The organism is Clostridium sp. BNL1100, assembly GCF_000244875.1.
Taxonomy (GTDB): domain Bacteria; phylum Bacillota; class Clostridia; order Acetivibrionales; family DSM-1351; genus Ruminiclostridium.
In genome coordinates this window covers 4,047,289-4,070,917 of sequence record NC_016791.1, presented here as the reverse complement: position 1 = coordinate 4,070,917, position 23,629 = coordinate 4,047,289, and the positions used below count along the sequence as shown (strand labels likewise).

The following is a 23,629-nucleotide window of genomic DNA, read 5'->3' as shown; positions in this document are numbered from 1 at the left end:
TATGATTACTTATAAAACAGCAGAAAGTGTTTGTGCTGGGCATCCGGATAAGCTTTGTGATCTCATTGCTGATAATATTCTGGATGCTTGCATGCGTAAGGATAAAGCTTCTCGTGTGGCCTGTGAGGTTATGGCTACTAAAGGAAAAATTATCGTGGCGGGCGAAATCACCTGCAGCGGTAAAGTGGATATCCGTTTCATCGTAAAAAATGTACTTCGAGAGGTCGGATATAATCCCTGGAAGTTCGTAGTATTTGTATTCGTACATCAGCAAAGTGCGGACATTGCGGCAGGTGTAGATACCGCACTTGAAGTGCGAAATGGTATTACTGACCCATATGCTTCAATAGGAGCAGGTGATCAAGGTACGGTTTACGGTTATGCAACAAACGAAACCAGTAAGAACCTTCCCCTCCCACTTGTGCTTTCTCATCGTATTGTAAAGCGTATTGATGATTGCCGTAAAGGAAAACTTATCAAAGGAATTTTACCAGATGGTAAAGCACAGGTAACAGTGGAATATGAGGACGGTAAACCAAGACGTGTAAAAACGATTGTAGTTTCAGTCCAGCATGATAAAGACAAAACCCAGGAAGAACTGAGTTCGGATATTCGAAATAATGTACTTTGGCAGTGCTTTGAGGATTTTCCATTTGATGATGGTACCGAAATTCTTATTAACCCCTCTGGAAGATTTGTCGAGGGTGGTCCTGCTGCCGACACAGGATTGACTGGCAGAAAAATCATGGTCGATACCTATGGTGGCCTTGCATCCCACGGCGGAGGTGCCCTTTGTGGCAAGGACCCGACTAAGGTTGATCGAAGTGGTGCCTACATGGCACGGTATATTGCGAAGAATATTGTTTGGAGCGGTCTTGCAGAAAAATGTGAGGTCGCTCTTTCTTATGCCATAGGAAAGGCAAATCCTGTGGCTGTTGATGTGACCTCCTTTGGTACAGGTAAGATCACCGACGATCAGCTTTCCAATATTGTGCAGGAAGTGTTTAACCTCAGACCTGCCGCAATCATTGAAAAACTACACTTAAGAAATGCCATCTATTCCGATACGGCAGTTTACGGGCATTTTAATTCAAGTTTGTTTCCATGGGAGAATGTCAATATGTACACAAATTTGAGAAAGGCGGCTGAATTATATGCAGATAGAAAAATTGAAAACTGAGTTATTGATTCCAGCCGACTATAATCCTCGTAAAGACTTGAAACCAGGTGACCCGGAATACGAAAAGCTAAAACGCTCCATCGAGCAGTTCGGTTATGTTGAACCCGTTATATGGAATAAAACCACAGCTCATGTTGTTGGTGGACATCAGCGTTTGAAGGTGCTACTTGATATGGGTATCACGGAAGTTGAGTGTGTGGTTATTGAAATGAACGAGGAAAAAGAAAAGGCACTCAATATCGCCCTTAATAAAATAAGCGGTGACTGGGATAAAGACAAATTGATGCTTTTAATTGCTGATCTGCAAGGAGCTGACTTTGACGTATCCCTCACCGGATTTGAGCCTGCTGAACTGGATGCATTGTTTAAGGATTCACTTAAGGATGGTATTCATGAAGATGACTTCGATGTAGATGCAGAACTGCAAAAGCCTGCACTCACCAAGCAAGGAGATGTATGGAAGCTTGGACAGCACAGGCTTGTCTGCGGTGATTCCACCAAGGCTGACACTTTCACACTACTGATGGACGGGAAACTCGCAAACCTTGTGGTAACCGACCCTCCGTACAACGTCAACTATGAAGGATCAGCGGGCAAAATCAAAAACGATAACATGGACAATGAAGCGTTTTATACATTCTTGCTCTCGGCTTTTCAAAACACTGAAGTAGCAATGGCGAAGGATGCTTCTATTTATGTGTTCCATGCAGATACTGAAGGTTTGAATTTCAGAAAGGCATTTTCAGATGCCGGCTTCTATCTCTCAGGCACTTGCATTTGGAAAAAGCAGTCCCTTGTTCTCGGTCGCTCCCCTTATCAATGGCAGCATGAGCCTGTTCTTTTTGGTTGGAAGAAGTCCGGCAAGCACAACTGGTATGCCGATAGAAAACAAACTACTATATGGGAATTTGAAAAGCCAAAGAAAAATGCTGACCATCCGACAATGAAACCGGTAGCATTGGTAGCCTATCCAATTTTAAATAGCAGTTTGTCAAATTGTATTGTACTCGATCCCTTTGGCGGAAGTGGTTCTACCCTTATCGCCTGTGAGCAAACGGACAGGATATGCTATACCATCGAACTGGATGAAAAATACTGTGATGTCATTGTAAAGAGATATATTGAGCAAGTCGGAAGCGCAGATGGTGTATTTCTTTTGAGAGAAGGCTCTGAAATCCGATATAGTGATCTGCTGGAGGTGAGTGCCGATGATGCATAAACTTACCCTCGGCTCACTGTTTGACGGCAGCGGTGGTTTTCCTTTGGGTGGTCTGCTCTGTGGTATCAAGCCGTTATGGGCATCCGAAATTGAGCCGTTTCCTTTACGGGTTACAACAAAAAGGCTGCCTTTTATGAAACACTACGGTGATGTCTCTTGCTTGGATGGTGGCAAGATTGAACCGGTTGATATAATTACATTTGGCTCACCTTGTCAGGATATGTCAGTGGCGGGTAAGCGTGATGGCTTGGACGGAGAACGTTCAAGTCTTTTTTATGATGCCATTCGAATTGTAAAAGAAATGAGGTGTGCTACAGATGGCAAATATCCAAGATACATCGTCTGGGAAAACGTGCCGGGTGCTTTCTCCTCAAACAAAGGAGAGGACTTCAGATGTGTCCTTGAAAGCATCTGTCACATCAAAGATGAAACCTTATCAGTTCCTAAAGCTGATAAATGGAGGCAAGCAGGAACTGTCATGGGAGATAATTTCTCCATTGCCTGGCGAGTGCTTGACGCTCAATACTGGGGAGTACCCCAACGAAGAAAACGCATCTTCCTTGTCGCAGATTTTGCAGGTGGGAGTGCCGGAGAAGTACTATTTAAGTCAGAAGGCTTGTCTGGGTATTCTAAGGAGAGCTTCCGCGCGTGGCAAGGAACTGCCGATTGTTTTGAAAACGGCATTAGAGAAACAGGCACAAGCAGTTTGATTCTAAATGACCAGGGTGGCAATCGGATGGATATCACAGAAGATGTCACCTGTACACTTCGAGCTGAGGCACATCATCCACCTTGTGTTATGGATGCAGCCGTTTTTGATAATCACGGGAGAGATACTCGCTTTACGGGGCCGATTGATGTTGCACCAACAATATCAGCCACTTATGGAACAGGCGGTAATAATCAGCCTTTTGTAGTCGGTGATACACCGAAAACTCTCAAAATCCGATCTGGCTGTGAAGGCGGTGGCAAAGGTGCTCTTATCCAGAATAATAAATCAGCAACGCTATCTTGCAATAATGACCAGACGCTATTTGTCCCGAAGGCCTATGGTATTTGTTCTAAAGAAAGCAATGCTATGAAATCATCCAATCCTCATAGCGGTGTATACGAGGCAGATACTTCACGAACCATTGATGGAAATGGAGGAAACCCTACCTGCAATCAAGGTGGTATTGCTATTGTAGAAAGTTATGCTCTGCAAGGCTCCATGATTGGAAGAAAGGATAAGAACGGGCCACAGGGTGACGGGGTTAATGAAAATATAAGTTTTACATTAAATACTGTAGATAAGCACGCTGTTGTTTTCGCTATTGATAGAGAATCTTTCAACTGCGGTCAAAATTATGCCAGAAATCTTGGAATTACAGATGATGGAATATCATCGACACTAAATGCACAGGGGCCAAGTGCTGTGGCAACTCCTACCTACTCTTCAAGTAAGGCATCCTTTTTCACTGCCGCTGAAGAAGAACTTGCCAATACACTGGTTGCTACTGACTACAAAGACCCTCCGCTTATAAATGATACAGACGGCACCCTATACACGGTCAGAAGATTAACTCCGACCGAATGTGCAAGGCTTCAAGGTTTCCCGGACTGGTGGTGCAGTGATCTTGCAACAGGAAATCCAACCATGGATGACTTACGCACATGGTATGAAATATTCGAAACGCATCGCAAGGTTACGGGAAGGTCAACTAAGTCTAAAACTTTAAAACAGATATCCAAGTGGCTTAAAAATCCACATTCCGATTCTGCGGAATATAAGATGTGGGGCAACGGAGTGGCACTTCCATGTGTATATTTTGTTTTATCGGGCATTGTGTTTTCCATACAAGATACCGCCGAATAAAGAACATTATTTTTTCTACATAAACGCTCGAAATGACTTGCTATTTACAGCGTTCAGAGTGATATATGTAGTACCGAAAAATGAAAGGCGGTATAAAAGATGAAGATAAATTACAATGTTACCGGTCCAAAACGAAAAGCACTGGTCGGAGCAATCAGCCTGGAACTAAATGCTCCGACAGTATACCTCGGTGCGCCTACCTTTGCATATGAGGTAGGTGGCTACCACATCGACAAGAATGGAATGCTCGAGGGTGAGGACAATCACGGTTTGGTTGCTGACCTTCAGGGATTACATGATTTCAAAGCAATTACAGAAGAATATGACACCCCAATCCCCGGAGTCGAGCCTATCCCAGAGGATGCTCAAATTCCTTATGAGGCGGCTCTTGGGGGTGAGGTCAGCCCTTACTGCGATTATGAGGAGCCACCAGCATATGCAGAATCTGAGCAAAGTGACGAGGTTGAAACTAACCGATTGACCATCGAACTGCCAAAGACAGATTTTAACGATGTGGCTCTCGAAAACCTCAAGCGGTTGGTAGAAAGCAAAGCGTCTTTAATAAAAAAGGCTATAGGAACTGATTGCATCCCTATAATGACAACCGAAGAAACTATCAGTTTCCCTTGGTTTCAAGGAGAGCTTACTTCGGATGAGGTCAAAGCCTACACTCATTTTGTAACAGCATTATGTGAGGCTGCAAAAACTCAGCAGAGAGTCAATGCTACCGAAAAACAAGTAGAAAATGAAAAGTACGCTTTTCGCTGTTTCCTAATCCGTCTCGGTTTCGTTGGTTCAGAATACAAAGCAGACCGCAAAATCCTACTGAAAAACTTATCCGGCAACAGTGCCTTTAAAAATGGTGCTCCGACTAAAGCTGAGGAGGTAATGGCTGATGAATAACTTTCCTTCAAGAGAAACTGTGGAACGTATCCGCAAGCAATATCCGGTGGGATGCCGGGTAGAACTTGTTCGCATGGACGATATCCAAGCACCTCCCATGGGAACAAAAGGCATCGTCATCGGAGTAGATGACACAGGCAGTATCATGGTTCGCTGGGAGGTTCCTCTTTAAATGTGGTTTATGGAGAGGATTTGTGCAGGAGAATCGAAGAGTAATATGCACACACATTCTAAGCCATTAATGGGAGAAAATTTGTGTGTTTATATTGAATAATTGTCTTGATATATAAGCCTTTTTGAGTGATATATGTATATGCCGAAAGGACAAATACACTTTAAAAGGAGCAAGAAACAATGCTAAACAAGAATTTTGGAATTGAAATTGAGTTCACAGGAATAACAAGAAACGAAGCTGCCAAGGTTGCAGCCGAATATCTAAATGGAACGGTTGTGAGTACAGGCGACTATTACGATACCAAGAAGATTATAACCGCTGACGGACGGGTTTGGAAGATTATGAGCGACGGTAGCATCTCCTGCCAGAAAAAGCAAGGACGGCAGAAGGTTGCAGCAACCAAAGAATACAGCGTAGAACTGGTAAGTCCTATCTTAACCTACGAAGGAGATATTGAAACATTGCAGGAACTGGTACGCAATTTACGCAAGGCAGGAGCTTTCACCAACAACTCCTGCGGAATACACATCCACTTGGACGGTGCAGACCACACAGCAAGGAGTATACGAAACTTTGTAAACATCATTGCAAGCAAGAACGACCTTTTCTACAAGGCATTGCAAATAGAACCTACACGAATGGGTTACTGCAAAAAGATGGATGAGATTCTTGTTGAAAAAATCAACCGCAAGAAACCAAAAACGCTGGCACAGATAGAGAGTCTTTGGTATGAGGGTTACAGTGAAAGCACAACCAGGCATTACCATTCAAGCCGATACCATTTTCTTAACCTGCATAGCTTTTTCAACGGAAACCATACGGTTGAACTCAGAGGATTTAACAGCGAACTTCACGCAGGTAAGATAAGAAGCTATATTGTTCTCTCCCTCGCATTAAACCGCCAAGCACTGACACAGAAATGTGCTTCGGCAAAGAAACCGCAGGTCGAGAATGAAAAGTTCGCAATGCGGACCTACCTCAACCGCATCGGTTTTATCGGCGAGGAATTCGCAAACTGCCGTGAACACTTGACTACCCACTTGGAAGGCTCGGCAGCGTGGCGATTTCGGGCAGCCTGAACGGTTGTCTTGCAAAAATAAGGAGGGCAAAGACTATGAATAAAACATTTTATCTCGCCTATGGCTCGAACCTTAACCTTGAGCAAATGGCGCACCGTTGCCCCACAGCAAAGCCGATTGGGCCGGTTGTTTTAAAGGACTACCAGTTATTGTTTCGAGGCGGACACGGCGGCTCTGTGGCAACGGTGGAGCCTTTTAAGGGCAAGACGGTACCATGCCTTTTGTGGGAGATTACCCCGGCAGACGAAGTGGCACTTGACCGCTACGAGGGTTTCCCATTCCTTTACCGAAAGGAAACAGTCAAAGTGAGACTTGGGAAAAAGAACGTGGAAACAATGGTGTACATCATGAACGATGGCAGACCACTTGGCACTCCCAGTTGCTATTATTACAGCGTCATCTTAGAGGGTTACAAGAGTGCGGATTTCGATATCGGCATTCTAAAGCAAGCTGTAGAGGATTCAAAGGAGGTCGAAAATGGATAAGAGGATAAAGGAACAGATACTTGCCATACGTGATACAGGTGAAACGAATATGTTTGATGTACGGAAAGTGCAGGAAATTGCTCTGCGAGAAGGGTATGACGAGTTGCTTGCTTACCTTTCGGATAACACCGGTGCCTATGCCCGTTTCATTCTGACCGGAAAAGAAGAATAAATAACTAAATACCAACCAGAGAACAGTGCTCAAAATGGCTCTGTTTCTCGTACAGAAAGATTTGAAGGCTTGCATGATGAAGGTCTATTTTTATGTGCAAAGGAGGCGGCGGATATACGAAAACTTAAGAAATACACACCAACAATATTTAAAGCGGCTGATTCTGTCTATGATAAGTCCACCGCTGATTATGCAGTAGCCTTTATAGAGGCTCTCTCCCATACCAAAGGCACATGGGCAGGTAAGCCATTTGAACTTATCGACTGGCAAGAGCGGATTATACGTGATGTGTTTGGAATTTTAAAGCCGAACGGCTATCGGCAGTTCAATACTGCCTATGTGGAAATACCCAAAAAGATGGGAAAAAGTGAGCTTGCGGCGGCTGTTGCCCTGTTGCTCACTTGCGGAGATAACGAGGAACGTGCGGAGGTTTATGGCTGTGCTGCCGACCGAAACCAGGCATCTATCGTTTTTAATGTTGCGGCAGATATGGTGCGGATGTGTCCTGCTTTAGCAAAACGAGTGAAAATCCTTGACTCAACAAAGCGACTCATCTATCAGCCGACGGGCAGTATTTATCAAGTGCTGTCAGCCGATGTCAGCAACAAGCATGGTTTCAATACACACGGTGTGGTGTTTGACGAACTTCACACCCAACCGAATAGAAAGCTCTTCGATGTTATGACTAAAGGTAGCGGTGATGCCAGAATGCAGCCGCTGTATTTTCTTATAACCACTGCTGGGGACAATCAGAATAGTATCTGCTGGGAAGTACATCAGAAGGCTTTGGATATCATAGATGGAAGAAAAAACGACCCGACCTTCTACCCTGTCATATATGGTGCTGCATTAGAAGATGATTGGACTGATCCAAAGGTGTGGAAGAAGGCGAATCCCTCACTGGGAATCACGGTCAGCATGGATAAAGTTAAAGCGGCCTTTGAATCAGCAAGACAGAATCCTGCTGAAGAGAATAGTTTTAGACAACTTAGGCTCAATCAATGGGTTAAACAGGCAGTGCGGTGGATGCCTATGGAAAAATGGGATGCCTGTGCATTTGCTGTTAACCCGGAATCACTGCATGGGCGAGTCTGCTATGGAGGTCTTGACCTATCGAGCAGTACGGATATCACGGCTTTCGTGCTGGTCTTTCCCCCATTGGATGAGGATGATAAATACTCTGTTATGCCGTTTTTTTGGATACCGGAGGACAACATAGATTTGCGTGTACGGCGTGACCATGTAAATTATGATGTATGGGAAAAGCAAGAGTTTCTTAAAACCACGGAAGGCAATGTGGTGCATTACGGCTTCATTGAAGCTTTTATTGAGGAGCTGGGAACAAAATATAACATTAGAGAAATAGCATTCGACCGATGGGGTGCTGTGCAAATGACGCAGAACCTTGAAAACCTTGGATTTACGGTTGTTCCGTTCGGTCAAGGCTTTAAAGATATGTCTCCACCGACCAAAGAACTGATGAAACTGACCTTGGAACAAAAGATTGCCCATGGTGGCCATCCAATTCTTCGTTGGATGATGGATAACATCTATATACGGACTGATCCTGCTGGAAATATCAAGGCAGACAAGGAAAAGTCAACTGAGAAAATTGACGGTGCCGTAGCAACTATTATGGCACTCGACCGTGCAATTCGTTGTGGCGGAGGTACGAGTTCTTCTGTTTATGATGAAAGGGGTTTATTAATATTTTGATTTGCAGCCATCCTTTGATTCTTTAAAATCATACGCCGGCTGCACTTTTCCATGCTATAATTAAGGAAAGGTGGAGGTGTAAAAGATGGAAAAAGAACATAGGAGCATTGAAAAAATTAATGATGATATAAAATCTGCGGGTCAGTCCTTTTTAGGATTAAACATGGCTGATTTGTTAGCAAGGATTAAAGAACTTGATGATAAGATACTAAAAAGCAAGTTAATAGATGAATACCATTCAAACCAACACGGGTATTACGATAAAGACACAGGTGGCACAAGAACAAGGGTGAATTCAGCTATCCGAATTATAAAATCAGAAAAAGTATTATACGCTTTGGAGCAAATAGACGGGTCGGACCCAAGAGTTCTACCGGAAGCAGTTGCTAAAGCAAAAGAAACAGTAGCAAAAATTAAGACGGGAGAACTAAAGCTGCCTAATCTTAATTAATAAGACACATAAGAGCATCTATTGCTGAATAGGTGCTTTTTTCATGCCCATTTTTAAGGAGAGTGATGTCAATGGGAATATTACAAGGAATATTTAAGGCTCGTGATAAGCCTAAGGATAGTCTGAGCGGTAGTCGGTACAGTTTCTTTTTCGGAGGAACTACTGCTGGAAAACCTGTCAATGAAAATACGGCAATGCAGATGACGGCGGTCTACTCATGCGTGAGAATACTGGCTGAAACATTAGCCGGACTACCGCTTCATGTTTATAAATACAACGATAGTGGTGGCAAAGAGAAACATTTACAACATCCGTTATATAGATTGCTCCACGATGAGCCAAATCCAGAGATGACTTCCTTCACGTTCCGAGAAACGCTGATGAGTCATCTTTTATTATGGGGCAATGCTTACGCACAGATTATAAGAAATGCACGTGGTGAGGTTATTGCTCTTTATCCGCTCATGCCAAATAAAATGACAGTCGACCGTGACAAAAGCGGACGGCTTTTTTATTTATATCAGCGAAGTGTAGAGGACGCACCCACCCTTGGCAAAGACAGCCTGGTCTATCTCGATCCATCTGATGTGCTCCATATCCCCGGCTTGGGTTTTGATGGATTGGTGGGATATTCACCGATTGCAATGGCCAAAAATGCTATTGGACTTGCGATGGCTACTGAAGAATACGGTGCTAAGTTCTTCGCTAATGGTGCGGCACCCGGTGGTGTGTTGGAACATCCTGGTACAATCAAGGACCCACAAAAGGTAAAAGACAGCTGGAATGCTGCCTATCAAGGTTCAACAAACTCCCATAGGGTGGCAGTGCTGGAAGAGGGCATGAAATATCAGCAAATAGGTATACCTCCCGAGCAAGCGCAGTTTCTTGAAACACGGAAATTTCAAATTAATGAAATTGCCCGTATTTTTAGAGTGCCACCACATATGTTGGCTGACCTTGAGAAAAGTAGCTTTTCAAATATTGAGCAGCAGTCTTTAGAGTTTGTGAAATATACACTTGACCCATGGGTAGTTCGTTGGGAACAAAATATGTACCGCTCTCTTCTCATGGCAAGTGAAAAACCTACGGTCTTCATCAAATTTAATGTGGACGGTCTGCTTCGAGGAGATTATGTAAGCCGTATGAGTGGCTACGCAACAGCTAGACAAAATGGCTGGATGAGTGCGAATGACATCAGAGAGCTTGAGAACCTTGACCGTATACCAGTGGAACTTGGAGGTGATCTTTACCTCATTAATGGAGCTATGACCAAATTACAGGACGCTGGTGCGTTCGCAAATACAAGAAGATTGGAGGAAACCCAATGAAGAAATTTTGGAACTGGGTCAAGGATGAAAAATCCGACACTCGAACGCTCTACCTCGACGGCGTGATTGCCGAGGAATCATGGTTTGATGATGATGTCACCCCTAAGGCTTTCAAAGCAGATTTGTTTGCCGGTGAGGGTGACATTGTTATTTGGCTGAATTCACCGGGCGGTGATTGCATCGCAGCCAGCCAGATTTACACCATGCTCATGGACTATAAAGGAAAAGTGACCATCAAAATTGACGGCATCGCAGCATCTGCCGCCTCTGTAATCGCTATGGCAGGAACAACTGTTTTTATGGCACCTACTGCACTGATGATGGTGCATAACCCCTTGACCGTAGCAATCGGTGACAGCGAAGAAATGCAAAAAGCCATAGCCATGCTTTCAGAGGTAAAGGAAAGTATCATCAATGCTTATGAAATTAAGACCGGCTTATCAAGAACCAAGCTTTCTCATCTCATGGATGCGGAAACCTGGCTAAACGCTAATAAGGCAATTGAACTCGGCTTTGCAGATGAAATTTTGGAGGATGAGAAAAAGCACATTCAACAAGATGACTTCACCTATGCGTTTAGCCGAAGAGCAGTCACAAATTCGTTACTTGATAAAGTATGCCCCAAGAAAACACCTGCCCCAAAAGGTACACCCGCTGATTCACTGGAAAAGCGGCTCAACAACATCATTCATTAATAGGAGGAAAAGATTATGAACAAGATTTTAGAACTGCGCGAGAAACGCGCCAAAGCATGGGACGCTACCAAAGCGTTCTTGGATACCAAGCGTGGCACAGATGGTTTAATTTCTGCTGAGGATGAGGCAACTTACAACAAAATGGAAGCCGATGTCATTGCCCTTGGTAAGGAAATTGACCGTTTGGAAAAACAGGCCATATTGGACGCGGAACTTAACGCTCCTATGGCTAACCCTTTGACAGGAAAGCCTGCCACTTCAAAACTGGAAGGCAAGACTGGAAGAGCAACTGACGAATATAGAAAAGCATTTTGGAATGCTATGCGTACACGTGCTGGTGAAGGCCTCGATCCTATAATAAAGAATGCTCTTCAGGTCGGAACTGATTCAGAAGGTGGATACTTAGTCCCAGATGAGTTTGAGAGAACCCTCGTAGAGGCTTTGGAGGAAGAGAACATCTTCCGTAGATTGGCTAATGTTATTACTACCGCTTCCGGCGATAGAAAAATTCCGGTGGTTGCATCTAAGGGCACAGCCTCATGGATTGATGAAGAAGGTGTAATCCCAGAAAGTGATGACAGTTTTGGTCAAGTATCTATTGGAGCCTATAAGCTGGGTACGATGATTAAGGTTTCTGAGGAACTTCTAAACGATAGTGTATTTCAGCTTGAACCTTATATTTCAAGGGAATTTGCAAGACGTATCGGTAACAAGGAAGAGGAAGCTTTCTTCATTGGCGATGGCTCTGGTAAACCGACCGGTATCCTGGCAGCCACAGGAGGTGCACAACTCGGTGTAACTACTGCGGGTGCAACAGCTATCACTCTCGATGAAGTGCTTGACCTTTTCTATTCACTAAAAGCACCTTATCGTAATAAGTCTGTATTTATCATGAACGATTCTACAGTAAAGGCAATTCGTAAGCTAAAAGACGGTCAAGGTCAGTACCTATGGCAGCCATCTATCCAGGCTGGAACTCCGGATACTATTCTTAACCGTCCGCTTTTTACATCTTCCTATGTGCCTGCTATTGCAGCTGGAGCGAAGACAATAGCATTCGGTGATTTCAGTTATTACTGGGTAGCCGACCGTCAAGGTAGAGTATTTAAAAGACTAAATGAACTCTTTGCTGTTACTGGCCAGGTAGGCTTTGTTGCTACTCAGCGTGTAGACGGAAAACTGATTCTGCCTGAAGCCATTAAGGTACTTCAGCAGAAAGCATAACGGAGGTGCATTATGAGCTATAACACAAAGAATTACACCGAACAGGGCGGCGATAAAACCGTCATCGGCGGTATTTTAGAAATTAAACAGGAGGCCTCGGTAACGGGGCTTCCTATTGCAGAGAATCAAGCAGATAGCACTGCTACAGATGTAGCAGGTCTTGTCACAGATTTCAATGATCTGCTTACCAAGCTAAAAGCGGCTGGTTTGATGGCGGCCGACGAATAATCATCGGAAGGAGGCAGTCAGTATGACAACGGATAATCTTCTGCCTAAAGTAAAAGCAAACTTAATTATGTCGCATGATGCAGATGACGGCCTTCTGTTACATTACATCAAAGCGGCTGTCTCCTATGCGGAGAGTTACCAACACGTCACTGAGGGATATTATACTGAAAACACTATGCCACCCACCACGGAACAGGCAGTAATCATGCTGTCGAGTCATTTCTTTGAGTCTAGAGATGGCTCGACGGCTGGTTTCTTTGCTGATAGTGTTCAGGCTGGTCAGCAGGTATGGAACACGGTGAACCTACTTCTACGGCTTGACCGGGATTGGAAGGTGTGACATGAGTTTTGGAAAAATGAATACTTTCATCGATATCATCAGCACAGTACCTGTCAAGGATGCGGAAGGGTTTGCTAAAAAAGGTGATAACATACTCGCAAGCTTAAGAGCCTACAAGGAAGATAGACACGGCAGTGAACGATGGACGAATATGGCCTCATTTTCCACTGCAACATCACTGTTTCGGTTTAGGAAAATCTCCGGACTTAAGGTTACAACCGAAATGGTCATAGTATGCGAAGATGGAAGATACCAGATTTTAAGTGTTGAAGATGTAAGAGGCCGTGGAATGTATATTGAGGTTTTGGCAGAAAAACTGGAATCATCAACTGTGAGGTGATGGATGTGGCAAAAGTTAATATAAAGATGCCAGAGGAATTTCTTTTAAAGGTATCCCGATTAGCTGACCAGACGGATGTAATTCTTCCTAAGGTATTGGAAGCCGGTGGTGAGGTTGTGTTGGATAAAGTCAAAGGAAACCTGAACGATGTGGTCGGTAAGGATACGAAATACCCATCCAGAAGTACTGGTGAGCTTATATCTTCATTAGGACTCTCAGACGCAAAGCAGGATAGAGACGGTAACTTCAATGTGAAAGTCGGCTTTGCGGAGCCACGGTCTGATGGAGAGAGCAATGCTAAAATTGCCGGCATCATTGAATATGGAAAGCATGGCCAGCCTGCAAAACCTTTCTTGAAACCGGCGAGAACTGCATCTAGGAAATCTTGTACCAATGCAATGATAGCCAAGCTGGAGGAGGAGATCAGTAAGATATGAATATTTTAGAAGAACTGAATACCCTCATAACCGCTATATCGCTCCCCGTGGAAACCGGAGTTTTTTCCGATTTGGCACCGGATGAGTATGCCGTGATAATCCCACTTTCAGATATCTTTGAAGTCCATGCAGATAATCGCCCTGGGTTTGAAGTACAAGAGGCACGGATATCGCTGTTTTCAAAGAATAATTACTTGGAGCGGAAAAGGCAGCTCACACAGACTTTATTGAATGCAGATTTTACAGTGACTGAGCGTAGGTATATCGGTCACGAGGACGATACCGGATATCATCATTACGCCATTGATGTGGCGAAAAACTATAGATTGGAGGAATAACACATGGCAACTATTGGTCTAGATAGACTGTACTACTCAAAAATAACTGAAGATGTTAACGGTGAAGAAACATACGCCGTGCCTTCGGTGCTCGCAAAAGCCATCACCGCCGAGCTCTCAGTAGAGCTGGTGGAAGCAATTCTGTACGCGGATGACGGTGCTGCAGAAGTTGTGAAGGATTTTAACAGCGGCACACTAACCCTCGGTGTGGATGACATTGGCCCAACAGTCGCTGCAGATTTAACAGGTGCATCAACCGATGACAACGGTGTGCTGATCTCTGCAAGCGAGAATGTGGGTACACCTGTAGCGGTAGGCTTTCGTGCGCAGAAGGCAAACGGGACATACCGATATTTTTGGCTGTACCGCGTAAAATTCGGACTACCCGCAACGAACCTACAGACAAAAGCTGATTCTATTACCTTTTCAACACCTACTATTGAAGGAACCGTTATGCGCAGAAATAAGCTGGATGGCATGGGTAAACACCCTTGGAAAGCAGAGGTCACAGAAGGCGATCCCGGTGTTTCATCGACCACCATCACCGGTTGGTTTACTGAAGTTTACGAACCGGTTTACACACCGGAACCATAGGAGGAATAAAGATGGATAATGAGAGAAGCTCCGCTATCAACATTGGCGGCAAAGAGTATGAACTTGTTCTAACCACACGTGCGACAAAAGCGATTGCCGGTCGATATGGTGGTCTTGAAAACCTTGGAGAAAAACTGATGAAGTCAGAGAACTTCGAGATGGCACTGGACGAGATTGTTTGGCTAATCACGCTACTTGCAAATCAATCCATTTTGATTCGCAACCTTAAGAATAAGAACGCACCTGAGGAATTGCTTACCGAGGAAGAGGTAGAACTTCTCACTTCACCTCTTGACTTGGCTGCATATAAAAATGCAATTACCGAAGCAATGTTTAAAGGTACAAAGCGCGACGTTGAAAGTGAGGAAGAAACTCCAAAAAACGTGGAAGTCGGGTAACGGACTCAGAAGTCTTTACCCGGCTTTTTTACTATGGAACAGTTCAGATGGGCATGGATGCAGAGGATTTCTGGCTTATGCCTATCGGACTGTTTTTTGATTTATGGGCCTGCCATAAACAATGGCATGGAATTGAAAAGCCGAAGAAAACCCGGACTATTGACGATATTATCCCGCCAGGTATTTAGGAGGAGGTGAAGGCATGGCAGACAATTTTGGTTTAAAAATAGGTGTTGAGGGCGAGCGTGAATTTAAGAAAGCTCTTTCCGAAATCAATCAGTCCTTTAAGGTACTGGGCAGTGAAATGACCCTTGTAACCAGTCAGTTTGATAAAAACGATAAATCCATACAATCAGTTACCGCTCGAAATGCAGTTCTGAATAAAGAAATCGACGCACAGAAAGAGAAGATTTCCACACTCAAGGCTGCTCTTGACAATGCCTCCTCCTCTTTTGGTGAAAATGACCGCCGCACTCAAAACTGGCAGATTCAGCTGAACAAGGCACAAGCGGAACTTAATGGCATGGAACGTGAACTTGAGCAGTCAGCAGTGGAGGCAGATAATCTCGGCGATGAATTGGATGATTCCGGTAAAAGTGCCGAAGATGCTGGTGGCAGGTTTGAAAAACTCGGAGGTGTACTCAAGGGCATTGGTGTGGCGATGGGTGCTGTTGCCGTTGCTGCTGGAGCCGCTGCTATAAAGTTAGGCAAAGAGGTTGTTCAACAGTTCGGAGAGTTGGAACAGAACCTTGGTGGCTCAGAGGCGGTTTTCGGTGCATACGCTGCATCGATTCAGAAAACCGGTGAAGAGGCCTATAAAAACCTCGGTGTCTCCCAAAGCGAGTATCTCGCTACTGCCAACAAAATGGGTGCGTTGTTCCAAGGTTCAGGTATACAACAACAGAAAAGCCTTGAGCTAACCGAAAAAGCCATGCAACGTGCAGCAGACATGGCATCTGTTATGGGTATCGATATGTCCTCTGCCATGGAGGCTGTCACAGGTGCTGCAAAGGGCAACTTCACCATGATGGATAACCTCGGTGTTGCTATGAACGCTACCAACATCCAAGCTTACGCTCTCGCAAAGGGTCTGGACTTTACTTGGAATACCGCCACACAAGCGGAAAAAGCCGAGATCGCAATGCAGATGTTTTTCGAGAACACCGAGCAGTATGCAGGGAACTTTGCACGTGAATCCACGCAAACAATCACAGGTTCAATTGGTCTGCTTCAAGCTGCGCTTGGCTCGTTTACAGCAGGACTGGGCAATGCCAATGCTGACATGACAAATTTGACAGAGAATCTTGTTGATGCTTTCAAGGCAGTGGTGGAAAACATTGTACCGGTTTTAGAGAATATAGTAGCAGCTTTACCAACAGCAACTGGTGCAATTTTAGCCGCAGTGGCTGACCTGCTTCCCATGTTACTTGAGTTAGTCACAAGCATCTTCACGCAAGTATTAGAAACGATTTTGAATCTCTTACCCGAACTTATTCCGGCGGCGGTTAGTGCTTTAATGACAATTGTCGGTGCTTTGATTGATAATCTTCCTTTACTCATAAATGCGGCAATAGAACTGGTCACCGCTCTTGTGGAGGGTATTGGCATCGCTTTACCGCAACTCATCCCGGCAGCGGTTTCGGCGGTTACGAAGATTGTCCAGGGTTTAATTGAGAACCTGCCAATGCTACTGGATGCAGCTTTGCAGTTGATTATAGGGTTAGCACAGGGATTGGTAGATGCAATACCTCAGCTTGTTTCTGCCTTACCTGCTATTATTGAAGCCGTTGTGGATTTTTTGATTGAATCCATCCCGGAGATTATCGATGCAGGTATTCAGTTGCTGACCTCACTTGTGACAGCATTGCCTACCATCATTACGGCAGTTGTGGAAGCAATTCCGCAAGTAATTGACAGTATAATAAGTGCAGTCATTGGATCGATTCCTTTGATTATTGATGCGGGTATCCGGCTTTTGATATCGCTGATTCAGGCACTTCCTCAGATTATTACTACTGTAGTAGGTGCTATTCCGAAGATTGTTTCTTCACTGGTCAATGCCATCATTGGAAACATAGATAAGATTATTCTGGCCGGTGTTCAGTTGTTTGTTGCCTTGATTGCAAACCTGCCAAGGATAATCGTAGAGGTTGTTAAGGCAGTTCCGCAGATCATCTCTGGTTTGGTTAAAGCCTTCACTGGTTATATCGGTCAAATGGCTCAAGTGGGCGGTAATTTGATTAAAGGTTTGTGGAATGGTATTTCAGACGCAGGTGCATGGCTATGGAATAAGATATCTGGATTCTTTGGAAATGTAGTATCAAAGATTAAGAACTTCTTTGGTATCAACTCCCCCTCAACTCTATTTGCCGGAATTGGCCACGACATGGGTGAAGGTATCGGTGTAGGTTTTGAGGATGCAATGGATGCAGTTTCAAGAGATATGCAAAATGCGATACCTACAAACTTTGATTTGAATTACAGAGGTTTGTCAGGGCAAGGCAGTGCTACAGGCACAAGCATTACACAAAATCTATCAGTGGTAACACCAAAGGCTCTATCTGAAAAAGAACTAGCACGGGAGTTTAAGAATCTGTCCCGTAAATTGGCTCTTGAATTGTAAAGGAGGTACGGATAATGGAATTAAACTATATAAACGAAGATGGCGAGAGTATTACGCTTAAACAAAGCCGACCGTACTTTCTTTCTAAAGTAGACGGAACTGGCAACATTCGTCAAACTGTCAATACATTTAAGGCACCAGACCAGGATGGTGCTTTTTATATTTCATCAACTTTAGATATGCGAAATATTACAATTGAAGGCACGGTTATTGCTGATAACCCTAATGATGCTTATATGCTTAGACAGCGTTTCCTTAAAATATTCAGTCCAAAGCTACTAGGGACGCTCCAGTATCGTGGACGACAGATTTCCTGTGTAATTGAAGACGCGGGGTTTAGTGTTTCTACAAGGCAGCGTATACCAAATTTCTTTGTAAGTCTACTGTGTCCCTCTCCTTTTTTTGAGACACTCGATGAGATAAGAGAGGAACTGGCATCATGGATACCTTTGTTTGAATTTGAACTGGAAATACCTATGAGTGGAATGGAATTTGGAATGCGACAACCTAGTCAAATCATCACGGTGGAAAATATCGGTGATGTGTCCTGTGGATGTGAAATTGTATTTAGGGCTCTGGGAACTGTTACGAACCCAGAACTCTTAAAGATAGACACTGGTGAATACATTCGGCTTCTTACAACAATGGATGCAGGAGATGAACTTCGAGTTTATACCCATTTCGCCGGAAAGCGTGTAGTAAGAGTGGATGGTTCCTTAATTACAAATGCTTTTTCATTATTGGATACTAGCTCGGTGTTCTTTCAACTTTCTGCAGGTCTTAACACACTGCGCTATGATGCTTCAGTCAATATGGATCTGTTGGAGGTTAGTATTTATTTTCGTCCACAGTTTCTGGGGGTGTAAAGATGGAGTTATATATCTACAATTCAAATCGAGAACTTGCAGGTATTGTGGAATCCTTCGAATACCTACGATGGACCAGGCGGTACTCACGGTGTGGCTCATTTGAGTTAAAAGCCGTAGCAACACAAGAGAATACAGCACTATTAAAAGAAGGAAATATCATTTGGAAAAATGATGATGAGGAAGCCGGGATTATTGAGCACTTGGAATTGTCACAAACCGAGCAGGAAATTATCACTGCAAGGGGACGCTTTGCTACATCATTTCTTGCTAGGCGTATTGTATGGCAAACGGAAAAACTATCTGATGACATTTCTGCCTGTGTGGAGCAACTGATTAATAATAATCTTATCAATCCTTCTGATGCAGCAAGGAAAATTAGTGGAATAACCTTCTCATCTCCGAACTTAAATGTGCCCATTAGCACACAGGTATCTTATCGGAACTTGATGGATGTGATAACAGAATTATGTGAGGTTTCAGAGGTTGGAATCAAGACTGTATTTACACCTTCAAATGGAATTTTAACCGTAATGTTATATATGGGATTGGAGTCACAGGCAGTGTTCTCCAAGGAGTACGAGAACCTAACTGAACAAATTTATACTATAAGTGCTGCTGATTATGCCAATACCGCACTTGTCGGCGGCGAAGGTGAAGGTTCAGACCGGACATTTGTAGCCATTGCAAGTGGTTCTGGAGAGGCAAGACATGAAATCTTTATAGATGCAAAAGACCTGCGGAAGGATGATTTCGGAGTAGATTACATTGATACACTGATTTTCCGTGGTCAAAGCAAACTGAGTGAGCAGGCAATTCGTTATACATTTGATACTTCTGTTAACCCTCATGGTAACTTGACATACAAGGTAGATTTCGACCTTGGGCAGACCGTCAAAGTCATTTCCAAAACATGGGGAGTATCCATGATAACACGCATCACCGAAGTTGAAGAAACCTATGATGCAGATGGTCAAAGTATCAGTGTGGTGTTTGGAAAAGCTGAGTTGACAATAGCACAAAAATTACGTTCCGACCTGAGTGAGGTTAAAACAGCAATATCGGCTCCAACAGGCATATCTGAAATTGCACAAGCTTTAGGAACTGTGGAGGAAACATTAGGGACTGTAGAGGGAAACTTAGGTGAAGTAGAAGGAGCGCTTAGTAATGTAGAAGAAACCTTGGGCGACTTGATGGTAATAAACCCTAAAATTAAGGGAGACAATTTTGCGGATACCATTAACAACCTGTTCGGGAAACTTCCTGCTCTTGAAAATTTTGTAGGTGCGGGTACAATATCAATCGGCCAATATGCTTTACACAACATGGTACCCGGAGATGCATTTTATTTTACTTCGTACAGTGGAAATAAGTTCAGTGACCAACCAAGTGATGATGGGCATGTCTTTTTGATAAAACATAACGGGGACAACACTGGAAGTGGCTACCAACGGGCAATGGGTTTCTTTATCTCCCGAAACACTATGACTTTTTATGTAATTTCAGTATTCGTATTCAATAACCCCTCAGGGCAAGCAAACTGGCTCAACATAAACAATGAACCAATTACCACGGCCAGAATTGCGAACGGTGCGGTGACAACTGCGAAGATTGCTCAGGAAGCCAACACCTCTCTGACCTACTCACTTGGAAGTGGCGTGACAATGGGTTCAAATATGTCTTTTGTGAATAAGGGTGTCGTTTCAATAGGAATGCAGATCAACGTGGGCGCTTCAGGAGTTGTTTCCGGTGGCACAATTCTAACTATAACAAATGCGAATTTTTACCCTTACTCAACAGTTCGTGCTGTTGCAACTTCAGTGGGTGGTAGCGGTACAAGTATGCCGATTACGATCAACTCAAGCGGTGTGTTGGCAAATGCCGCCTCATCTACACTGCCTGCGGGTTTTTATTTAATATCTTGCTCTTATGCGAGAGCTTAAAGGAGGAGAACTATGGAGAAAAGCGGATTTTTTAATTCATCTGATGGAGATAGAGTTTATGATGCAACTGACTTCGCAGAATACTTCGGAAGTCTTGTATCTAATGGTGTCTTTTATGCAACACCAACAAACCTACAGGTTTCTCCTGGTGTTGGATTAGCAGTGAGCGTTGCAGCAGGGAGTGCATGGATTAATGGGTATAGATATGAGAATACGGATGCTCTGAACATGCCACTTACTACGGCAAATGGAAGCAATCCTCGTATTGACAGGATCGTGGTTCGTTTAAATCAAATCAACCGAAGCATTAAAATTGCAGTTGTTGACGGGATTCCTGCTGCAACACCTGTGGCCCCAGAACTAACAAGAACCAGCGATATATATGAACTCGGAATCGCAGACGTGCTTGTACCAACGGCAGCCACATCAATAGTCGCGAATAACGTTAATGACACCCGTCTGAACACCGAACTTTGCGGTTTGGTAAACTCGTTGGTTTCAGCGGTATATGAGTGAGGTGAAATTCTATGGCAACTTATCAGGCAACAAATGCTTGTACATGGCGTAACGGAAGCTGGATTGCTGGAGTAACAGATTACGTTAGACAAGGTGTTTATCCTGATGCTAACAATTATGAGAACGTGGGCGCTATGCTGTTTGACCTCGCCAGCATCCGAAATACCTACGCAAGCTATTATCCAACATCGGCCAGCATCCACCTTGTCAGGATAGCTGCAGGCGATTGGGGCTCCGCCAGAACTATGACGCTATATGCAGGAAATGCATCTGGCATGCCTGCACCCACCTCAAGTACAAGCGTATCTGGGAGTAGACCTACGAAAGTTACTGGAGGATACAACTATACCGTTTCCGCTGGACAGGGTGCAAAAGATATTGCCATTTCCACTGCTCTAATTGATTCTATCGGTAGCGGTGCCAGTAATTGCCTATTCATGGATGCAGGCTCAAGTTCTCTGAACTACATGGGCTTTGGTGCAAGGGATAACTTAAGCCAAATTGTGCTGACTATAAACTGGGCAAGCCGGACAACCGCTTGCAGTCCACCAGCTTCCTGCTCGGTAAACGCAACCCTCTCGGAAGGCAACGTTACATTGTCATGGAGTGGCGCATCCGGTGGCATAAATAATGCGATATCATCTTATGAAATACAATATAGTGATTCAGTTGATAACATCACATGGGGATCATGGACAGCACTGACAACGGTAACTACTACTGCAACGAGCGGCAGTGTATCAGTTGCCCCGCCTTCAACACGTGGTCATTACCGTAGATTTCAAGTACGGACACGCGGCACAGCTGGAGCAAGCTATTATTCCGGCTGGAAGGTATCGACAAACTCTGTCCGTAGAAACACGGTACCAAGCCCGGCTACCACTGCGATAGCTTTTCCCTCAAACTATAGCGATGAAATCATCACGCTGACATGGAGCGGGGCTTCCGGTGGAACTAGTGCTATTAAGGGCTATCAGATTGCAAGCAGGACTTCTACGGACAACAGCACCTGGAGTCCATGGAATGTTCTGACCACCCTGACCCTGTCGGCTAGCGGTGGCAGTTATAACCCAAATGTATCGAGAGTTCCAGGCACATATACTCAATTTGGCATTTGGACGATAGACACTCTTGATGTTTATTCTTCAGAGGTAATTAGCAATAGTATCTATTGCAATATCACTGCCTGCGTAGCACCAAGCGTTTGCTCATTAAGCTCAACGTTGGCCGAAGGAAACGTCACCCTCTCTTGGAGTGGTGCTTCCGGTGGTGCAGGAAATGCCATTACATCCTATGAGATACAATATAGCGATTCATCAGATAACAGCACATGGGGAGCATGGACAGCGCTGACAACGGTGTTCACTTCTGCAACAAGCGGTAGCGTAATTGTCAGTCCGACGACCACTCGCGGGAATTATCGCCGATTCCGAGTAAGAACGCGAGGAACAGCCGGAGAAAGTTTCTATTCCGATTGGACTATATCTAGCAACACCGTCCGTAGAAATACACTGCCGATACCACCGACTACCTTTACCGCTGCTCCTCATATATATGAGGTTAGAAAAATAACCCTTTCGTGGAGTGGAACAATACCGGGAACCAGTGCTATTAAGCAGTATGTTATTCAACAGGCAACATCTACAGACGGAGTAAATTGGTCGGCATATGAAGCTCTGACTACTGTAGTTTCAAGTGCTACTTCTGGCATCCTCGAAGTGAATGGTTCACAGATAGCTGGTACCTATACTCGTTACCGTATCAGTGTAACCGATACATTGGATGCAGTCTCCGCTTATGTAGTCAGCGGAACAGTAAAGAAAAATAGTCCCCCTGCTGCACCAACAATTATCTGCCCTATTTCTGGTAGTTCTACTTATAACACTACTCCACGTTTTATGATTATAACGGGCATAGAACCAGATGGTCAGACGCAAATAGTGGAGGTCAAAGTCGATTCTGGCCCATGGCAAAACAGCGTAGACAATCCTGAAAGGTTTTCTACAAGTGGTTTTCTCGGTAACGGTGTTAAGACGATTTATCAAGCTTTACCTCTTTCTGTTGGAAATCACACGGTTACTTTCCGTTGTCTTGACAGTGATATCGAGTCAGCAAGCGCAGAAATAGTTCGTACCTTCACAGTATTGGAGTTACCCTTTGAAGTCATCACAGCTAATGTGACACATGTAAAGGCAATGCATATTCTGACCCTTCGTACTGCTGTAACCAGAGTGCGTAGCTATTACAACCTTTCCTCTGTGACTTGGAAAGAGGAGATCATTACTGGTAGAACAACTGTAAAAAATTGGCTGTTTCACATTACTGAAATACATAAGGCAATGGATTCGGTTATTACGGCAATAAACGATTTTGATACTTCTACAAAGTTTGACATCCCACCATTCCCGTGGCTACCCATTGGAACAGGGCGACCGAAGGCAGATGTTATGGAGCAAATACACAATCTTATTGTGAAACTATAAGGGTTAAGCAAATACAATTAGGCGCTCTTGTTATATGCAGG

At 44.1% G+C, this 23,629-nt stretch carries 25 protein-coding genes and 1 pseudogene; all 26 read left to right on the top strand.

Annotated features, from left to right (window positions below; all coding sequences use genetic code 11):
• The first annotated feature begins 1 nt into the window (after position 1).
• Complete coding sequence (gene metK, locus CLO1100_RS17370) at positions 2-1,180, top strand: methionine adenosyltransferase (protein WP_014315080.1); 1,179 nt, start codon at positions 2-4, stop codon at positions 1,178-1,180.
• Positions 1,155-2,399, top strand: a complete 1,245-nt coding sequence (locus CLO1100_RS17365) for a site-specific DNA-methyltransferase (protein WP_014315079.1) — start codon at positions 1,155-1,157, stop codon at positions 2,397-2,399. Before metK ends, CLO1100_RS17365 begins: the two co-directional genes overlap by 26 nt.
• The gene (locus CLO1100_RS17360; RefSeq protein ID WP_014315078.1) at positions 2,389-4,254 is read left to right on the top strand and encodes a DNA cytosine methyltransferase; all 1,866 of its coding nucleotides are present in this window, start codon (positions 2,389-2,391) and stop codon (positions 4,252-4,254) included. The genes CLO1100_RS17365 and CLO1100_RS17360 overlap by 11 nt, the downstream gene beginning before the upstream one ends.
• A 99-nt stretch (positions 4,255-4,353) precedes the next feature.
• Positions 4,354-5,157, top strand: a complete 804-nt coding sequence (locus tag CLO1100_RS17355; RefSeq protein WP_014315077.1) for a hypothetical protein — start codon at positions 4,354-4,356, stop codon at positions 5,155-5,157.
• Positions 5,150-5,373 (top strand): annotated as a pseudogene (locus tag CLO1100_RS17350) (DUF4314 domain-containing protein). Before CLO1100_RS17355 ends, CLO1100_RS17350 begins: the two are co-directional and overlap by 8 nt.
• Before the next feature lie 138 nt (positions 5,374-5,511).
• Complete coding sequence (locus CLO1100_RS17345; protein WP_014315075.1) at positions 5,512-6,411, top strand: amidoligase family protein; 900 nt, start codon at positions 5,512-5,514, stop codon at positions 6,409-6,411.
• A 35-nt stretch (positions 6,412-6,446) separates the two neighbouring features.
• Complete coding sequence (locus tag CLO1100_RS17340; protein ID WP_014315074.1) at positions 6,447-6,896, top strand: gamma-glutamylcyclotransferase family protein; 450 nt, start codon at positions 6,447-6,449, stop codon at positions 6,894-6,896.
• Complete coding sequence (locus CLO1100_RS17335; protein ID WP_014315073.1) at positions 6,889-7,068, top strand: DUF5049 domain-containing protein; 180 nt, start codon at positions 6,889-6,891, stop codon at positions 7,066-7,068. The genes CLO1100_RS17340 and CLO1100_RS17335 overlap by 8 nt, the downstream gene beginning before the upstream one ends.
• A gap of 114 nt (positions 7,069-7,182) precedes the next feature.
• Positions 7,183-8,784 (top strand): terminase TerL endonuclease subunit, encoded by a 1,602-nt coding sequence (locus tag CLO1100_RS17330; protein ID WP_041700510.1) that lies wholly within the window; start codon positions 7,183-7,185, stop codon positions 8,782-8,784.
• Positions 8,785-8,869: 85 nt separating this feature from the next.
• Complete coding sequence (locus CLO1100_RS17325; protein ID WP_014315071.1) at positions 8,870-9,235, top strand: hypothetical protein; 366 nt, start codon at positions 8,870-8,872, stop codon at positions 9,233-9,235.
• A 71-nt stretch (positions 9,236-9,306) separates the two neighbouring features.
• The gene (locus CLO1100_RS17320; RefSeq protein ID WP_014315070.1) at positions 9,307-10,563 is read left to right on the top strand and encodes a phage portal protein; all 1,257 of its coding nucleotides are present in this window, start codon (positions 9,307-9,309) and stop codon (positions 10,561-10,563) included.
• A complete protein-coding gene (locus CLO1100_RS17315) occupies positions 10,560-11,258 on the top strand; it encodes a head maturation protease, ClpP-related (RefSeq protein ID WP_014315069.1) in 699 nt (232 codons plus the stop codon). Before CLO1100_RS17320 ends, CLO1100_RS17315 begins: the two co-directional genes overlap by 4 nt.
• 15 nt (positions 11,259-11,273) lie before the next feature.
• Complete coding sequence (locus tag CLO1100_RS17310; protein ID WP_014315068.1) at positions 11,274-12,482, top strand: phage major capsid protein; 1,209 nt, start codon at positions 11,274-11,276, stop codon at positions 12,480-12,482.
• A gap of 12 nt (positions 12,483-12,494) precedes the next feature.
• Positions 12,495-12,710, top strand: coding sequence for a head fiber protein (locus CLO1100_RS17305; protein WP_014315067.1), 216 nt, complete (start codon positions 12,495-12,497; stop codon positions 12,708-12,710).
• Between the two features lie 22 nt (positions 12,711-12,732).
• The gene (locus CLO1100_RS17300) at positions 12,733-13,050 is read left to right on the top strand and encodes a head-tail connector protein (RefSeq protein ID WP_014315066.1); all 318 of its coding nucleotides are present in this window, start codon (positions 12,733-12,735) and stop codon (positions 13,048-13,050) included.
• A gap of 1 nt (position 13,051) precedes the next feature.
• Complete coding sequence (locus CLO1100_RS17295; protein WP_014315065.1) at positions 13,052-13,390, top strand: head-tail adaptor protein; 339 nt, start codon at positions 13,052-13,054, stop codon at positions 13,388-13,390.
• Between the two features lie 5 nt (positions 13,391-13,395).
• Positions 13,396-13,827 (top strand): HK97 gp10 family phage protein, encoded by a 432-nt coding sequence (locus tag CLO1100_RS17290; RefSeq protein ID WP_041700509.1) that lies wholly within the window; start codon positions 13,396-13,398, stop codon positions 13,825-13,827.
• Complete coding sequence (locus tag CLO1100_RS17285) at positions 13,824-14,165, top strand: hypothetical protein (RefSeq protein WP_014315063.1); 342 nt, start codon at positions 13,824-13,826, stop codon at positions 14,163-14,165. Before CLO1100_RS17290 ends, CLO1100_RS17285 begins: the two co-directional genes overlap by 4 nt.
• A gap of 3 nt (positions 14,166-14,168) precedes the next feature.
• Positions 14,169-14,759: a major tail protein gene (locus CLO1100_RS17280; protein ID WP_014315062.1), complete on the top strand. Its 591-nt coding sequence runs from the start codon at positions 14,169-14,171 to the stop codon at positions 14,757-14,759.
• Between the two features lie 11 nt (positions 14,760-14,770).
• Complete coding sequence (locus CLO1100_RS17275) at positions 14,771-15,157, top strand: hypothetical protein (RefSeq protein ID WP_014315061.1); 387 nt, start codon at positions 14,771-14,773, stop codon at positions 15,155-15,157.
• 47 nt (positions 15,158-15,204) lie between these two features.
• The gene (locus CLO1100_RS20880) at positions 15,205-15,345 is read left to right on the top strand and encodes a hypothetical protein (RefSeq protein ID WP_014315060.1); all 141 of its coding nucleotides are present in this window, start codon (positions 15,205-15,207) and stop codon (positions 15,343-15,345) included.
• 14 nt (positions 15,346-15,359) lie between these two features.
• Positions 15,360-17,780: a hypothetical protein gene (locus CLO1100_RS17270; RefSeq protein WP_014315059.1), complete on the top strand. Its 2,421-nt coding sequence runs from the start codon at positions 15,360-15,362 to the stop codon at positions 17,778-17,780.
• Positions 17,781-17,794: 14 nt separating this feature from the next.
• Positions 17,795-18,646 carry a phage tail family protein gene (locus CLO1100_RS17265; RefSeq protein WP_014315058.1) on the top strand — a complete coding sequence of 284 codons (852 nt, stop codon included), beginning with the start codon at positions 17,795-17,797 and terminating at the stop codon, positions 18,644-18,646.
• Between the two features lie 2 nt (positions 18,647-18,648).
• Complete coding sequence (locus CLO1100_RS17260) at positions 18,649-20,589, top strand: siphovirus ReqiPepy6 Gp37-like family protein (protein WP_014315057.1); 1,941 nt, start codon at positions 18,649-18,651, stop codon at positions 20,587-20,589.
• A 12-nt stretch (positions 20,590-20,601) separates the two neighbouring features.
• Complete coding sequence (locus CLO1100_RS17255; RefSeq protein ID WP_014315056.1) at positions 20,602-21,105, top strand: hypothetical protein; 504 nt, start codon at positions 20,602-20,604, stop codon at positions 21,103-21,105.
• 11 nt (positions 21,106-21,116) lie between these two features.
• Positions 21,117-23,588, top strand: a complete 2,472-nt coding sequence (locus CLO1100_RS17250; protein WP_014315055.1) for a hypothetical protein — start codon at positions 21,117-21,119, stop codon at positions 23,586-23,588.
• The last annotated feature ends 41 nt before the right edge of the window (positions 23,589-23,629 follow it).